At 49.6% G+C, this 15693-nt stretch carries 12 protein-coding genes; 3 read left to right on the top strand and 9 right to left on the bottom strand.

Features of this window, described 5'->3' with window-relative positions:
- Nucleotides 1-41: 41 nt before the first annotated feature.
- Nucleotides 42-2579 (top strand): M14 family metallopeptidase, encoded by a 2538-nt coding sequence (locus tag GU926_RS06590; protein WP_160690198.1) that lies wholly within the window; start codon nt 42-44, stop codon nt 2577-2579.
- A gap of 129 nt (nt 2580-2708) precedes the next feature.
- Here the strand turns inward: GU926_RS06590 and GU926_RS06585 are convergent, their stop codons facing one another.
- The 9 genes from GU926_RS06585 to rpsF form a co-directional block, all read right to left on the bottom strand.
- Nucleotides 2709-3047 carry a Rieske (2Fe-2S) protein gene (locus GU926_RS06585; RefSeq protein ID WP_160690196.1) on the bottom strand — a complete coding sequence of 113 codons (339 nt, stop codon included), beginning with the start codon at nt 3045-3047 and terminating at the stop codon, nt 2709-2711.
- Between the two features lie 714 nt (nt 3048-3761).
- Nucleotides 3762-4142 (bottom strand): hypothetical protein, encoded by a 381-nt coding sequence (locus tag GU926_RS06580; protein ID WP_160690194.1) that lies wholly within the window; start codon nt 4140-4142, stop codon nt 3762-3764.
- Nucleotides 4143-4498: 356 nt separating this feature from the next.
- Nucleotides 4499-7030 (bottom strand): replication restart helicase PriA, encoded by a 2532-nt coding sequence (gene priA, locus GU926_RS06575; protein WP_262886156.1) that lies wholly within the window; start codon nt 7028-7030, stop codon nt 4499-4501.
- Nucleotides 7031-7082: 52 nt separating this feature from the next.
- Entirely contained in the window at nt 7083-7553 is a 471-nt protein-coding gene (locus GU926_RS06570; RefSeq protein WP_160690192.1) for a hypothetical protein, read from the bottom strand.
- A 368-nt stretch (nt 7554-7921) separates the two neighbouring features.
- A complete protein-coding gene (locus GU926_RS06565; protein ID WP_160690169.1) occupies nt 7922-8905 on the bottom strand; it encodes a GSCFA domain-containing protein in 984 nt (327 codons plus the stop codon).
- A gap of 52 nt (nt 8906-8957) precedes the next feature.
- Nucleotides 8958-9623 (bottom strand): HAD family hydrolase, encoded by a 666-nt coding sequence (locus tag GU926_RS06560; RefSeq protein WP_160690167.1) that lies wholly within the window; start codon nt 9621-9623, stop codon nt 8958-8960.
- A gap of 81 nt (nt 9624-9704) precedes the next feature.
- On the bottom strand, nt 9705-10148 hold the full coding sequence (rplI, locus tag GU926_RS06555; RefSeq protein ID WP_160690165.1) for a 50S ribosomal protein L9: 444 nt from the start codon (nt 10146-10148) through the stop codon (nt 9705-9707).
- A 13-nt stretch (nt 10149-10161) separates the two neighbouring features.
- Entirely contained in the window at nt 10162-10413 is a 252-nt protein-coding gene (gene rpsR / locus GU926_RS06550) for a 30S ribosomal protein S18 (RefSeq protein ID WP_048921044.1), read from the bottom strand.
- Nucleotides 10410-10784: a 30S ribosomal protein S6 gene (rpsF, locus tag GU926_RS06545; RefSeq protein WP_160690163.1), complete on the bottom strand. Its 375-nt coding sequence runs from the start codon at nt 10782-10784 to the stop codon at nt 10410-10412. Before rpsF ends, rpsR begins: the two co-directional genes overlap by 4 nt.
- Nucleotides 10785-11308: 524 nt before the next feature.
- Here rpsF and GU926_RS06540 point away from each other — a divergent pair.
- Nucleotides 11309-12637: a c-type cytochrome gene (locus tag GU926_RS06540; RefSeq protein ID WP_160690161.1), complete on the top strand. Its 1329-nt coding sequence runs from the start codon at nt 11309-11311 to the stop codon at nt 12635-12637.
- Nucleotides 12638-12676: 39 nt separating this feature from the next.
- Nucleotides 12677-15676: a TAT-variant-translocated molybdopterin oxidoreductase gene (locus GU926_RS06535; RefSeq protein WP_160690159.1), complete on the top strand. Its 3000-nt coding sequence runs from the start codon at nt 12677-12679 to the stop codon at nt 15674-15676.
- Nucleotides 15677-15693: the final 17 nt, after the last annotated feature.

Here is a 15693-nt window from a genome sequence, read left to right as displayed (position 1 = left end):
TTAGTTTCTGACAATCATTCTACACTTCCTTATCTGTTTCTATGATAAATATTCGCAGCAAGTTTGGGTTCTTCCTGGGCTTGTTTCTATGCTGGGCGCATGTGAGTGGAGCCCAAACGCTACAGACGCCTGAGCAGTTTCTGGGTTACAAGCTAGGTGACCAGTTCACCTACCATGGCCGTCTGGTAGACTATGTGACTTACCTGGCCGCGCAGAATCCTGCCACCATGAAGCTGCAGACCTACGGCAAGACCTATGAGAACCGACCGTTGCTGCTGGCCACCATTTCTTCTGCCGCCAACATGCAGCGCCTGGAGGAGATACGCACCAACAATTTAAAGAACGCCGGTCTTATGGCCGGCCAGCCTACCGGAGGCAAGCAGCCGGCCATTGTCTGGCTGAGCTACAATATTCACGGCAATGAGTCTGTGAGTTCTGAGGCGGTGTTGCAGGTGCTGCATGATTTGCTGGACCCTAAAAATGCGCAGACCCAGAAGTGGCTGGAAAATACCGTGGTCATTCTGGACCCGTGCGTGAACCCAGACGGCCGGGAGCGCTACACTCAGTGGTACAACAGAGCCCGTAACCAACAGCCCAATGCCTCGCCGTGGGCCTGGGAGCACAATGAGCCCTGGCCCGGCGGACGCCCCAACCACTATTACTTTGACCTGAACCGTGACTGGGCCTGGCAGACGCAGATTGAGTCCAAGCAGCGCGGCGTGGTGTACAACCAATGGCTGCCCCAACTTCACGCAGACTTTCATGAGCAGGGCGTAGACAATCCGTATTACTTCGCGCCGTCTGCCAAACCATACCATGATGCCATCACCCCTTGGCAGCGCGAGTTCCAGGGCGTCATGGGCGAGTACAACCGCAAATATTTTGACAAGAACAACTGGCTGTACTTCACCCGCGAGAGCTTTGACTTGTTCTACCCAAGCTACGGTGATACCTGGCCTACCTACCAGGGCGCCATTGCCATGACCTATGAGCAGGGCGGTTCAGGCAGAGCGGGCGTGGTCATCCAGAAATCAGACGGCGACAGCCTTACCTTGAGTGACCGCATTGCCCACCACTACACCGCCAGCTTAGCCACCATTGAGGCCATCTCAGACAAGCAGGAGCAAGTAGTGAAGGAGTTCAAGAAGTTCTTCTCAGACAGCCAGACCAAGCCCTTTGGCACCTACCGCAGCTACGTGTTTAAGATGAAGGGCGAAGAAGGACGCGTACGGGAATTAACTGACTACCTGGACCGTCAGCAGATCAAGTACGGGTACGCCAGCAACGGGGGCAGCGCCAAAGGCTTCAATTACCAGAACGGCAAAACCGAGAGCGTGAAATACGAGGCCGGCGATTTGGTCATCAGTTCTTATCAGCCAAAATCAACCTTGCTCAACGTATTGTTTGACCCCAGCGCCCGCCTGGAAGATTCAGTAACCTATGACATCACGGCGTGGGCCTTGCCGTACGCCTATGGTTTGAAAGGCGCAGCCTTTACCTCCAGAATTGGCATGAAAGACACCAAGCCTGCTGCGGCGGTGGCTAATCCTGTTTCTAACGGAGCCTATGCCTATCTGGCGCATTGGAACGGCGTGCAGGACATGCGGTTTCTGGCCGCTCTCTTGAAAGCCAACGTGCGGGTGCGTTATACCGAGGTGCCCTTCGTGCAGAACAAAGAGACCTTTGCCGCTGGCTCGCTCATCATCACCAGAACCGGCAATGAGAACCTGGGCGCGGCCTTTGACCAACGCGTAACCAAAGCCGCCGACTCTTTAGGAATTAAATTAACGGCGTCTACCACCGGTTTTGTGACCAGCGGCGGCGACTTCGGATCTAGGAACATCCGGTACATTAAAGCTCCAAGAGTAGCGCTGTTGACCGGCGAAGGCGTTTCTGCTTACGGTTTCGGGGAGATCTGGCATTTCTTTGAGCAGCAGTTGGGCTACCCGGTGACTGTATTGGGCAGTGACTACTTTGCCAACGTGCCGCTGCATGAGTTTGACGTGCTTATTCTACCCACCGGTAATTACGGCCGCATTCTGGAGGAAAAGACCATGAACAAGGTGAAGGACTGGGTACGCGCTGGCGGCAGACTGATTGCCCTGGAAAGCGCCGCCAACTTTTTAGCCGACAAGCCTGATTTCTCGCTTAAGAAGAGAGCCGTAGATTCTACCTCGGCTAAAAGGGCACCCACAGAAGCAGACTTGAAAAAATACGCCAACCGCGAGCGGGAATCCATCTCTGAGGAAGTGCAAGGCTCTGTGTTTAGAGTGGCCCTGGACAATACCCATCCACTGGCCTTTGGGTATGGCGGTATCTATACGGCTCTGGTAAGAACCAACAACCTGCCGCAGTACCTGAAAGATGGCTGGAACGTGGGCGTAATCAAAGAACCAGCCGCCGCCACGGGTTTTGTGGGGGCCAACGTATCAGAAAAACTAGAAAACGGCTTGGTACTGGGCGTACAGGAAATGGGCCGAGGCCAGGTGGTCTACCTGCTGGACAATCCTTTGTTCAGGGCGTTCTGGCAGGGCGGCAAGCTCATGTTTGGCAACGCCGTGTTCCTAGTGGGTCAATAGTCTTTGATATAATACAAAGGACATAAGACACACGATTCTTGCAGAAAAGGCTCACCTAGTTTTGGTGAGCCTTTTTTATGCGAGTACCGTTTTTGGCCTGTTTTCTGGAAAAGAAGCCAAAAACGAATGTTAAGCAGGAGTAGGTTCTGGCACCTCTACGTATAGGCCGTCTTCGCGGGTTTCCAGGGCATATCTCTTCAAGGGTTGGGTGCGGCCGCGGCATTCCTCGCCGGTCTGCAGGTGGAAACGGTAGCTGTGCCAGGGGCAGATGATCTCATTGAGGTAGTTAGTGGTGCCGCGGCTGAGGGCATCGCCTAGGTGAGGGCAGACGTTGTCTACGGCAAACAGGCCGGCGGCGGTATGAGCCACGCAAATCTCTTGGCCTTGCACCACTACCGCCCTGGCTTTGGTAACCGGAATGGCAGACTTTGCAGCCGCCTCGCTTTCAAAGATTTTAATCCAAGCCATAGAGAACAGGTAGATGGCCTAACAGCAGGCGCGTTTTCAGGCTATTTTACAGAAAAGAGGCGAAAAACGAAAGAAAAGGAAGGGAAAATCGGGAGGGTCGGAAAGAATGAAAGCCCGGACAAAATCCGGGCTCCTCACACCAAACTAACAAACAAAACTCTAACAAAACCTTAATTTTTTGTACTGCTTAAGCCAGTAACCTATCAAGTACCTAGGGAAAGCAACCGTTGAAGAGGGAATCCAGTGGTTGTGGTCCTGATTGGTGATACAAAGATGCAGGGCTCTTGGCGCGTTCACAACCCAAAGCAGAGGAAGCGGGCCAATTCCCTACTGAACCGAGACTAAACCGGAGTGAACCGGACATAGCTGGCGTGAACCGGGTGGCCTGTTTCTATGGCCCTTGTCCCATCGCCTTTTTCTTTGCCTATCTTATGTTTAACAGACAGTTACCAGTCAGAAGAGGCCATCCGGTAAAACGTGAGAAGGGAAGGGTTGTGAAACCGGAATTCTTTAGGGATTCTATGGGTCCGGAGGCAGGCACCGGCCAGTTTAGAATGGGCAAAAAAATAGCTTAAAAGTAGTCTAAGCCAGAGCGCAAGCGGATAGCAAATGACTACTTTTAAGCTGAAATAGAGTGTGAATGTCTTAGTTTTACGGGCGTAAAAACCTAAGGTTTAAGTTGATATGGAAATAAGCTTAAAAAAATCTGAAAGCTTACTTGGCGCGCTCCAGAAGCATGATTTTTAACGTCTTGGAACCAGTGTTCACATTCTGGAAGTAAGAGAGGTCTCCCCACAGGCGGTCGCCGGCTTTCACGTCTACTTCTTTCTGAGCACCGTCTGCGTCTGTGATGCGCAAGGTGCCGGCAGAGGCGGCATAGGCTTCCTGCTCTGGTGACGTGTGGAAATCCAGTTGCTCGCCTGGGGCTAGTTCCAGGGAAAGGATGCGTAGGTTCTCTGTGGCCAACACCTGCTGGAATACTTTGGTAGTGCGGGTAGTAGGACCGCTTGGCGTGTTGCCGGCAAACGCAGGAGCTACGGTTACACTTAAACAAACTGCTAAGCAGGAAACGATGGTAGTGATTGACATTTTCATAGTAGTACTTGTATAATTTTTTTAAAATTTTCTTTAGAAGGAGGCTCCCGTTGCGGTAGCGTTTCTGATTATATAGATGCAAATTTCAGAAAAACGTTGCTTATCAAGAAGTTAAGAAAATGTTAAAAGCCGTATTTCAGGATGAAGACGGACAAAGGCGGGATAAGACGCAAAAAAAGTGAGATGAACCGGATTCGTTTTTAGACTCTTTTCCAGAAAAGAGCCTAAAAACGGAATAATGAAGCTGAACCTTGGAATAGTTTAGCGTTCTAAAAGGAGTGAATTGGGTGCCATGTCACCATCGCCAGGACAAGGAGACAGGTAACCACTTCTTTTTCTGAAAGATGTAGGTTGGCTTAGGCCGGGTCTACGTCCAGGACCACACGCGTATTCTTGAACTCCTTGTTTTGGGTGAGTTGGAAGACCGCTTCCTGAATCTGCTTCTTGGTGAACTTAAGGTTACCGCTGTCCCGGTCCAGCTTGATGTGGATTTCCTGCAAGAACTGGTTGCGTATCTTAAAGATATGCGGCGCCTCTGGACCTAGTACAGATTTCCTTCCCAGGCGGTCACCCAAGTCTTTGGCCAGGGCAATGGCGGCATTCTCAGCGGGCCGGGCCTCTGGGTTCTTGATGGTAATCTGGATGATGCGCACAAAGGGCGGATACCGGAACTTCTGTCGCTCGGCAATCTCCTGTTCATACAAGCCCAGGTAGTCATTCTCAATCACTTTCTGGAAGATAGGCTGGTTGGGATTGGCCGTCTGAATTAATACTCTGCCCGCCTTTCCTTTCCTGCCGGCGCGGCCGCTTACCTGCACAAACAATTGGAACGCCCGCTCATGCGCCCTGAAATCCGGGAAGTGGATGATGCTGTCAGCGCTCAGGATGCCCACCAGGCTCACGTGTTCAAAGTCCAGGCCCTTGGTCACCATCTGGGTGCCCACCAGAATATCGGTGCGCAGGTTCTCAAAGTCTTCAATGATCTGCTGGTGGCTGTTCTTCTTCTTGGTGGTGTCCAGGTCCATGCGCTGGATGCGGGCCTGCGGTAAGAGCAATTTGAGTTCGTCCTCTATCTTCTCCGTGCCAAAGCCCACGGTCTTGAGCATGGTTGAGCCGCAGGCCGGGCAGTCATTGGGCTTGCGCTCTGTATAGCCGCAGTAGTGGCAGCGCAGCTCATTGGAGAACTTGTGATAGGAGAGCGAGACGGCGCAGTTCTTACACTTGGGAATCCAGGCGCATTCATTGCAGTCTATAAAGGGGGCGTAGCCACGTCGGTTCTGGAACAAGATGACCTGTTCTTTTTTGTGCAGCGTGTCTTCAATGCTATGAACCAGCTTTTGGGAGAAGTGGCTGAGCATGTTCTTCTTGAGGCCTTCCTGGCGTACGTCTATCAAGTCAATCTGAGGAAGCGTGGCCTCGCCGAAGCGCTCTGTAAGCGTAACCAGTCCCCAGCGGCCGCTCAGGCTGTGGTAATAGCTCTCAATGGAAGGCGTGGCCGAGCCCAGCAGCGTTTTAGCGCCGTGAAACTGGGCCATCATCAAGGCTACCTCGCGGGCGTTGTAGCGCGGCGCTGGTTCATGCTGCTTGTAAGAAGGTTCATGCTCTTCGTCTACAATGATCAGGGAGAGGCCATGGAACGGCAGAAACACCGAGGACCTCACCCCAATCACCACCTGAAAACGCCCCGACAGAATACCGTTCCACACTTCTACGCGCTCGTTGTCTGAGAACTTGGAATGGTACACGCCCAGCCTATCCCCAAACACGCGCTTGAGCCTGGTCACAATCTGGGCAGTCAAGGCAATCTCCGGTAAAAGATACAGGACCTGTCCGCCGGCTTCTACCGCTTTCTGAATGAGGTCTATGTAGATTTCGGTTTTACCGCTGCCCGTGATGCCATGCAACAGCACCGTGTCTTTTTGCGCGAAGTTCTCCAAGACGCCATCACGGGCAGCCGCCTGCGCAGTAGACAGTTCTGGCATGACGTAGGGCCCGCGCTCTACCATTGGAAAACGGCTCACCACCATGTCAAACTGCTCCAGTACCCCATTCTTTAATAAGGTATTGATAGCCGAAAGCGACAAATGCGGATTTGACGTGATGATGTTCTTATCTATGCCCGCCTCATTGGTATGCATGTCCTGCAGCAGAGGCACCAGTTGTACGTACTTGAGCAGTACATCTAGTTGCTTGGGTTTGGAAGCTAGCTGGTTGAACAGTTCCTCTAAGGTTTCCTCGTCCTCAGTGAACATGGGCGCCAGCCGGAGCTTCTTTACCACCTTGGGCGCATATTTCTCTGCTATCTCCTCAAAAATGATGATGATTTCTTTGAGCAATAGCGACTTGATGATCTTATGGAAACTGGTGAGCTGCAGCAGACTGCCCACTTCGGTGAACGTGAGATGAGGTTTCTGCTTTAGCGCGAAGATGATTTTCTCTTCATGCCCAGACAATGGCCACTCATTGGTTTCTTCCTTGAAGTTTGGGTGCAACTGAATCTTGGACTCGCTGCTCAGTTTCAGGGCAGAAGGCAGTGCCGCATTGATGACCTCGCCTAGGGTGCAAAGGTAGTAGTCGGCCATCCAGAGGAAGAGCTTGAGCTGGGGCTCTGTGACTACGGGCTTCTCATCAATGACTTCTAACAGGTATTTGGCCTGATAGTCTGCCGGGGGCTGCTCATGGATTCTGGCCACCACGCAACTCAACACCCGCTTAGACCCAAACTGCACCAATACCCGCGCGCCCACCAGCACCTCGTCATTCATCTGGTAGGGAATGCGGTAAGTGTAGAGCTTGGGCAGGGGCAAAGGCAAAATGACGTCCGCGAACAGGGTAACCCGTTCAGGGACGTCATCTATGGGTAATTGAAATTCTAGTTCAGGAGTCAAAGCGGGCCGTTTGTGACAAAGGTCGTAAAAACCGCCCGTAAATAGAAGTTGATTAGTTCACCTCTGGGTTAAAGTCTTGTACCAGGAGCGTTACCTGGCGGAAGTCTTCTTGTTCTGGGTTCTCTAAAACAGTCGTGTACAACAACACCGGCTCATCTTTCTGCAACTCCAACTGTAACTGCTCTACCATGATGGTTTTCATGGGCAGCCACAGTTCCTGGCCTTCAGAAAGGAACAGAATCTCATACTTGTAGGCTCTCAACTCGCCTTTTTTCATGCCTTGGCTTTCCAGCAGCAAAAGATTGTCGGCGCTGATGGCTCTAAACTTGCCATCATATTTTACAGATAGGCGGTAACCGGCTACGCTCTTGTCTTTAGACCCCGTTTTGGAGTTCAAAATAGAGGTCAGGTTGGCCTCTGGATGCGTGCGGTTTAGACGCTCCCAGTAATCGTTTCCATCATTGGAGAAAGCAGTAGCGGCACAGGTTAGCCACAAACCACCCAACAAAATTAGCTTCTTCACTTCTAAAGGGTTTGTAGGTACAGTATGAGTTGGTTACCAATGGCAGCCGGGGCTGTTATGGCATTACAAAATTGGGAATAATACTTTAAAAGTACAATGAGGTGAAAGTGGGTAATGAAGCGAAAAGCCTCAAAATGAGGGTTTAAGTGTAATATTCTTTCTTTAGCCTTATTAGATTCTTTTTAGAATGATAAACTATTTTTTAGGAATGGAGTATCTGGGCGACTTGCGAGACTAAAAAGCATTCTCCTTTATGAAAAGATAAAAACTGGACAATTTCCTCGGGAAGAGTTATTTTGTACTTAATGGTGGCCGTTCTCAACAGCTGTTTTTGGTCTCTTTTCCAGAAAACAAGCCAAAAACGATCATTAGCTATTTTTGATTTGACTTTTTACAAATTCTATCTCAGTCTGTACATCTACCTTCTCTGCCAGAGATTGTAGTTTAGCCAGAAGCTGATGTAGGAACCGTTGATGGCTCTGGCTCTCTGGCTGAAAAGGCCGATGTGCCAAATCCCGCTGAATCTGCTGCCACGTCTTAATAAACTGGTTGAACTCCTGGTCCAGGAAGGCTGCCGCGAATTTCTCCCAAATGTAAGCCTCAGCAATGGGGGAAGGATGCAACAAATCTGAGCCGTAAAAGCGGTAATCTCTTAAATCATCAAGTAACAGTTCATACGCCGGGAAATAGGAAACGTGTTCCATTTGCTCTTGTGCTACGTGGGCCGCCAATCTTAGAGTGCTTTTACTGACGCTGTTCAACACCAGGGTGTCTTTTGCATGGCGCACCGGGCTCACGGTTAAGACCGTCTTCACAGCTGGGAAACTGGCCTGGAGAAGCTGTTGCATCTGCTGAAAACTTTGCAGAATCTCTTCTACCGTAAGAAGCCGCTTGGTAAACTGCTTCTGCAGTATTTTGTGACAGTTGGAGACCGGCTGGCCAGTATCCAATCGCTCATATACAAAAGCGGTGCCCCAGGTTAACAGCAGCACGCGCGTCTTTTCCAGAAAACGATGCGTTTGTTCAATGGCCTCCGTAAGCTGTGCCAACAGGCCTTCTGCTTGTGAATGGGAGAAAGAGGAATGGAAGTCATAGTGAAACCAGAGGCCTTCGCGTTCTACCAAACCCGTGTGCAGGTCTTGGGTATTGTAGGTAATGCTTCTGGTGAGGAGGGCATGAGCAGACAGCGGATTAAACACCGTCCCGAAGGGGTTAACCAGCGCTCTACCCTTGTACTGTTGCAGCTGCTGGCCCATCCCATCTGAGAAGCAGGAACCCAGGGTCATCACGCCCTGGTCAAGAGAGATGGGATGTGGGCTGAGAGTAGGGAATAGCTCTGTCCTGAACTGCATATGCCTCTGATTTTAGCTGAATAACAATAGGTGTATTTGAAGTGTTTCAGCCTTACAGGATATTCTTAACGTCTAAAGGCTGCCTGATGATATACCTGGGTGCCTGCTCCAGGCACAGGTCTTGGTCGCCATACCCGTAGGCGGCCCAGCAAGCATCTATCCCGGCATTGTTAGCGAAGCCCAGGTCTGCATGGGTGTCTCCAATCATAAGAAACTGCTGGGGTTGTACATGCGGATAGCGGGGGACAATTAATTCCTGAAAGGCCATGGGATGAGGCTTTTTCTCAATTGGTACCTTTGGGTCGTCTCCAATGACCAGGTCAAAGTACCCAGCAATATGATATTTTGTCAAGGCTTCTTCTATGGCGCGCTGGCCTTTGTTGCTAATGACAATACAGATGTGTCCTGTGGCGTGGGCCGTTTGCAAAAGCTGTTCCGTGCCCGGGAATAGAGTAGTGAACTTGGTGCCTTCTGTAGAGTAGATGTGGCGGTAGGTAGTCACCCATTCTTGTAGTTCTTCTTGCGGTAAGACAGGGTGCAGCTGCGGAAGAATATTAGGAAGGCTGGCGCCGGTACTTACGGCCTGCATGACGGCTTCTGCCGCCGGTGCAGTGGCTTGGTAATGGGCAAAGGTCTTCTCAAAGCTATACAGAATTGAGTCTCTGGTGGCACAGAGTGTGCCGTCAAAATCAAAGATGAGTGCCTTGTATGCCGCCATGGGATTTCTGGGTTGGGTAATAAAAAGAAAACCTCCTGCCTTGGAGGGCAGGAGGTTTATACTATCTAAAGCTAGCAGGTCTTACGCCTCAACTACGTTGAAACGGATTTGGTGCTTCACTTCTTTGTGTAGGTTCAAAGTGGCAGTGTACTCGCCCAAAGACTTTACCTCTTGGTCAAAGTCAATGCGCTTGCGGTCTACGTCGTATCCAAGAGCCTTAAGAGCCTCAGAAACTTGCAGAGAGGTTACAGCACCAAAGATTTTACCGGTCTCACCAGCTTTAGCCGGAATAGAAAGAACGGTTTCACCAATGCGGTTGGCCAGGTCTTGCGCATCGTTCTGAATCTTTTCAGCTTTGTGTGCTACCTGACGAACGTTCTCAGCTACTACTTTGCGGGCAGAAGGAGTTGCCATTACGGCAAGACCTTGAGGGATCAAGTAGTTGCGGCCAAAACCTGGCTTCACTACAACGATATCATTTTTATAGCCAACGCCTTTAACGTCATCTTTTAGAATAACTTCCATCGTGATTTACCTCCTATTTTAAAGAATCAGTTACATAAGGTAAAATAGCCAGGTGACGGGCACGGGCTACTGCTTGTGATACACGACGCTGGAATTTCAAGCTGGTACCAGTTAAACGTCTAGGCAACAATTTGCCTTGCTCGTTCACAAATTTCAGCAAGAAGTTACCGTCTTTGTAGTCGATATACTGGATACCGTTCTTCTTGAAACGGCAGTATTTCTTGCGCGTGTCTTGCTTGTGGATTTTTTCGTTTACTAAACTCATGACGCTTGAGGAGCCTCCTTCTCTTTTTTGGCTGATTTGAATTCGCCGTTTCTACGACGTTCGTTGTAAGCAACTGCGTGCTTATCTAGGGCTGTAGTCAAGAAGCGGATGATTTTCTCGTCGCGGCGATACGCCAACTCCAAAGAATCAACCACAGTGCCAGGGGCAGTGAACTCTACCAAGTGATAGAAGCCGGTGTTCTTTTTCTGGATTGGATACGCCAGTTTTTTAAGACCCCAGTTCTCTTCATGGATGATGTCGGCGCCATTTTCCTTAAGCACCTGTCTGAACTTCTCGACCGTTTCCTGCATCTGCACCTCGTTCAACAACGGGGTCATGATGAAGATCGTTTCGTAATTTTTTAAAGCCATTCTTTTAAGAAATAGTTTTTGGTTCGAGGTGCAAAGGTACTGAGCAATTCATTATTATACAAACAACTCCTTTCTACTCTTTGGTGAGGGAATTAGGAAATCTTAGAGACACCATATATAATAGACTACGGAAGATGTTCGTTTTGCCCTGTTCTAGGAAAAATTGCCCAAAAACGAAATTAGGCGTGGCGAACTGCCTAATTAACCCGCAGGCAAACTAAAGGGAGATGCAAAACAGCAAGCCGGATGATTCTTGTCATTGAGGGAATGGGGGAGGGCTGTCTGAGTTTTGCAGAAAATGTTACGTTTGCGCCATGTAAACGGGGGCTTGAAAGTAATTTATACAATTTCTAAATAGTTGAAAATTGGCCTAAAATGGTGGTTTTTAGGGTTTAGCAGAGGGGTAAAATGGAGGCTATCTGGATACGTCAAAAATAAGCTATATTGAGTTTGATTAATGCCTAGCGGGTAGTAAGTTTGTGCCCGTAATGTACTTTCACCATACTTAACACTATATTTTAGCTATGATTAGCTGCAAAAAGAGAGCAAAATATACCTTCTTCCTCCCTTTTATCCTCTTCTTCTTTGCCCTGACCACTGTATTTGCGCAGCAGGAGGCCAATGTTGGAGCGGCAGGGGTGACCCCAGGTTCAACGGCTCCGGCCGCGGGTGCCGCTTCTGCAGGCGCTCTGCCTACAGAAAATCCAGGAGTGGTTGACGCAGGTGCTACCCTATTCAAAAATAACTGTGTGCAGTGTCACTCGGTTACGGATGAAGTGGTGGTTGGCCCTGGTCTGAAAAATGTCCATGAAAGAAGAAAGCTGCCTTGGTTGCAGAAATGGATTAAAAACTCCAGCGCCCTGATTCAAAGCGGAGACAAGGATGCCGTTGCCGTATATGAGAAATATGCCAAGCAGCAAATGCCATCTTTTGCTTTCTCTGATGAAGAGATCAACTCTATTGTTGCCTACATCAAGCAGGAGAGCGCCGCCGCCCCGGCAGCTGCCGCAGGAAACGAAGGTGTACCAGGTGCCGAGCCAGGTAAAAACACTGGTGAGAATGCCGTTGGCGCCGTAGGAGGTTACATGGATATTATCCTGGTAGCTTTGGTGGTGGTTCTGATTGTGTTGGTGATTACCTTGTTGATCATTGCCTCTGTATTAAAAGGCTACCTGAAAAACAAAGGCGATTTGACCGGTTCTGAGCAGGAAATGCTGGAGCAGCGTACTAACTTCGCTAACATCTATAAGTCTAAAGCAGTTCGCGTTATTGTAGGGTTGATCTTGGTAGTGGTGGTGTTGGACCTGACCATTGACAAAGTGATGGGGATTGGTATTCAGCAAGGATATGCGCCAAAGCAACCAATTGCCTTCTCTCATAAGTTGCACGCTGGTGACCACCAGATCAACTGTAACTACTGTCACACATCTGTTTACAAGAGCCGTAGCGCGAATATTCCTTCTGCCAACATCTGTATGAACTGCCATAGCCAGATCAAGAAGGAGTCTCCAGAGATTCAGAAAATCTACCGCGCCATTGAAAACAACAAGCCTATTGAGTGGGTGCGTGTACACAACCTGCCTGACCTGGCTTACTTCAATCACTCTCAGCATACCAAAGTGGGCGGTATTGAGTGCCAGACCTGCCACGGTCCTATTGAGACCATGGAAGTGGTAGCACAGTTCTCTCCATTAACAATGGGCTGGTGTATTGACTGTCACCGCAACACGCCTCTGAATACAGAGGGCAACGCTTACTATGACAACTTGGTGAAGTTGCATGAAAAGCAATCTAAAGGCGCTTTTGTAGTTGCGTCTAACGGTGGTACAGAATGTTCTAAGTGCCACTACTAATCACTACATATCCATCCTGAATTTGAGTTTTTGAACTATATGCAAGAAACAATTAAATACTGGAGAGGGGTAGAGGAGTTAAACAACACTCCAGAATTCCAAAAGCACGCTCATGACGAGTTTCCTGAGTTCCTGCCAGTAAGTGAGGCCAGCGGCAGTGAAAGATCTGCAGATGTGGCTCCACGTCGTGATTTCTTAAAACTTTTAGGTTTTGGTATTGCTGCCACTACTTTGGCTTCCTGTGAGGCTCCAGTGCGCAAGGCTATCCCTTACCTGAACAAGCCGGAAGAAGTAGAACCGGGCGTTGCCAACTGGTATGCCTCTACCTATTTCAATGGAGACATCTACAACTCCATTCTGGTGAAGACCCGTGAGGGACGTCCCATCAAAATTGAAGGCAACAACCTTTCTCCTATTACCAAAGGCGGTACGCACGCACGCTCCCAGGCATCTTTGCTGAGCTTGTATGACAACGCCCGTCTGCAAGGACCAACTGCTGCTGGTAAAGCAGCCACATGGTCACAAGTAGACCAGGAGATAAGAACCAAGTTGTCTGGCGTTAGAGGTAAGGTAGTATTGGTGTCCAACACCATTATCAGCCCAAGCACAAAATCTGTTATCCGTGAGTTTGGTGCCCAGTTCCCTGGCTTTGAACATGTAACGTATGATGCTAATTCAGCTTCAGCCTTATTAAAAGCCAACGGAGGTGTAGTGCCAGGGTACGATTTCAGCAAAGCCAAAGTGATTGTGTCTTTGGGGGCTGATTTCTTAGGGTCATGGATCTCTCCCACTGAATATTCTAAGCAATACATCACTAACCGGAAGGTGACAGCAGACAATCCAACCATGTCTCGTCACTTCCAGTTTGAAAGCTTCCTTTCATTGACAGGTGCCAACGCTGATGTGCGGGTTCCTGTAAAGCCATCTGAATACGGGGCTGTTGCGGCTGCCTTGTATAATGCAGTGGCTGGCGGAGGAGCCATCCAGGCACCTTCCACCACCGCAGCCAAGCAAGTGGAGGCAGCTGCCAAAGAATTATTGGCCAATAGAGGCGCTGCCTTGGTAGTTTCAGATTCAAATGACGCAGCTGTGCAGACGTTGGTGACTGCCATCAACAATGCCTTGGGGGCTAACGGAGCAACCATCAATACCAGCGCCCCATCTTACGTGCGCCAGGGAGATGATGCCCGCATGTTGCGTTTAATCAACGACATGAACGCAGGTTCTGTTGGAGCCGTGATTTTCTACGGCGCAAACCCTGTGTATGATCACCCATTAAGCCAGCAAGTAGTAGCAGGCCTTAAGAAAGTAGGTCTTAAAATCTCTTTCGCAGATAGAGCAGATGAAACCTCTATCCTAGCGGATTACATCTGTCCAGATAGCCACTTCCTGGAGTCATGGAATGACTTTGAGCCTAAGAAAGGGTTCCTAAGCTTAGCCCAACCGGCTATCTCTACCATCTTCAAAACCAGACAGGCCCAAGATTCCCTATTGAAGTGGGCAGGTTCTACTTCTGACTATTACACCGTCATCCAACGCACTTGGTCTGGCGTAGTAGGCGGAGGCGAAGGCTGGAACAAAGCGGTGCACGATGGTGTGGCTACTGGTTCAACTGGTGCTAATGAGCCTACGGCTGCAGCGGCTCCTATGACCTTGGCTGCGGCTGGTGTAAGCATCAACAAAGTTGCCCGCGCCGCTGGTAAAAACGTTGAGCTAGCCATTTATGAGAAAGTAGCGATTGGTGCTGGTCAATTGGCCAATAACCCATGGTTGCAGGAAATGTCTGACCCAACCACCAAAGCCACTTGGGATAACTACGTAACTATCTCTCAAGCCATGGCGAAGGAGTTGGACGTAGAACAAAATGACATCCTTAGAATCACAGCAAAAGGCAAGTCTATTGAGTTGCCAGCGTTGGTACAGCCAGGTCAGGCCAAAGGAACTGTGGGTATTGCCATAGGATATGGCCGTACGCATGCAGGCCAGGCAGCTAACAACGTAGGAGCCAATGTGTATCCTTTGGTGTCTGTTGTTGACAACGGTTTGGTGTATGCCAACACGGTAACATTAGAAAAAGTAGGCGCTGACAAGCCAATTGCACAAACACAAACGCACCATACTGTTATGGGCCGTATTGTAGTGCAGGAGTCAACCCTTAAGCAATATCAAAAAGATCCTAAGAGCGTAACTGAATACATTCGTATCGCTACGCCAGAAGGACCGCAGAAACCACAAGCCGTTTCTTTATGGCAAGACTATGAGTACAAAGACCACCATTGGGGTATGGTCATTGACTTGAACTCTTGTATTGGCTGCGGTGCCTGTACTATTGGTTGCCAGGTAGAAAACAACGTGGCCGTGGTAGGTAAGCAAGAAGTGTTGAACCGTCGTGAGATGCACTGGTTGCGTATTGACCGCTATTACAGCAGTGATGCCACCCGTGAGAACGGAGGTTTTGAGAAAATGGAGGATCCGTCAGAGAACCCAACCGTTATCTTCCAGCCAATGCTTTGCCAGCACTGTAACCACGCTCCATGTGAGACGGTTTGCCCGGTTGCTGCCACTATGCACAGTTCAGAAGGTTTGAACCAAATGGTGTACAACCGTTGCGTGGGTACTCGTTACTGCGCTAACAACTGTCCATACAAAGTGCGTCGTTTCAACTGGTTCAACTATGCCAACAATGACAAGTTCGACTACAACATGAACAACGACTTGGGCAAAATGGTGTTGAACCCTGACGTGACTGTCCGTTCACGCGGAGTAATGGAGAAATGCTCTTTCTGTGTTCAGCGTATCCAAGCTGGCAAGTTGGAGGCCAAGAAAGAAGGCCGCCGTCCAAAAGATGGAGAGGTTGTAACCGCCTGTGCGCAGGCTTGCCCTACCAACGCTATTGTATTCGGCGATATGCTGGATCCAAACAGCCAAGTGTCACAAATCTTGAACAGAGAAAAAGGAGAGCGTGCGTTCCACGTGTTGGAAGAGTTGAATACTCAGCCAAACGTAACGTACCTAACCAAAATCAGAAACCTAGCTTAATCTTAACTCAGAACGAA

The sequence above is a fragment of the Nibribacter ruber genome, assembly GCF_009913235.1.
GTDB lineage: Bacteria > Bacteroidota > Bacteroidia > Cytophagales > Hymenobacteraceae > Nibribacter > Nibribacter ruber.
Note: the sequence above shows the minus strand (reverse complement) of the source record. Positions and strands in the feature narration are given on the sequence as shown.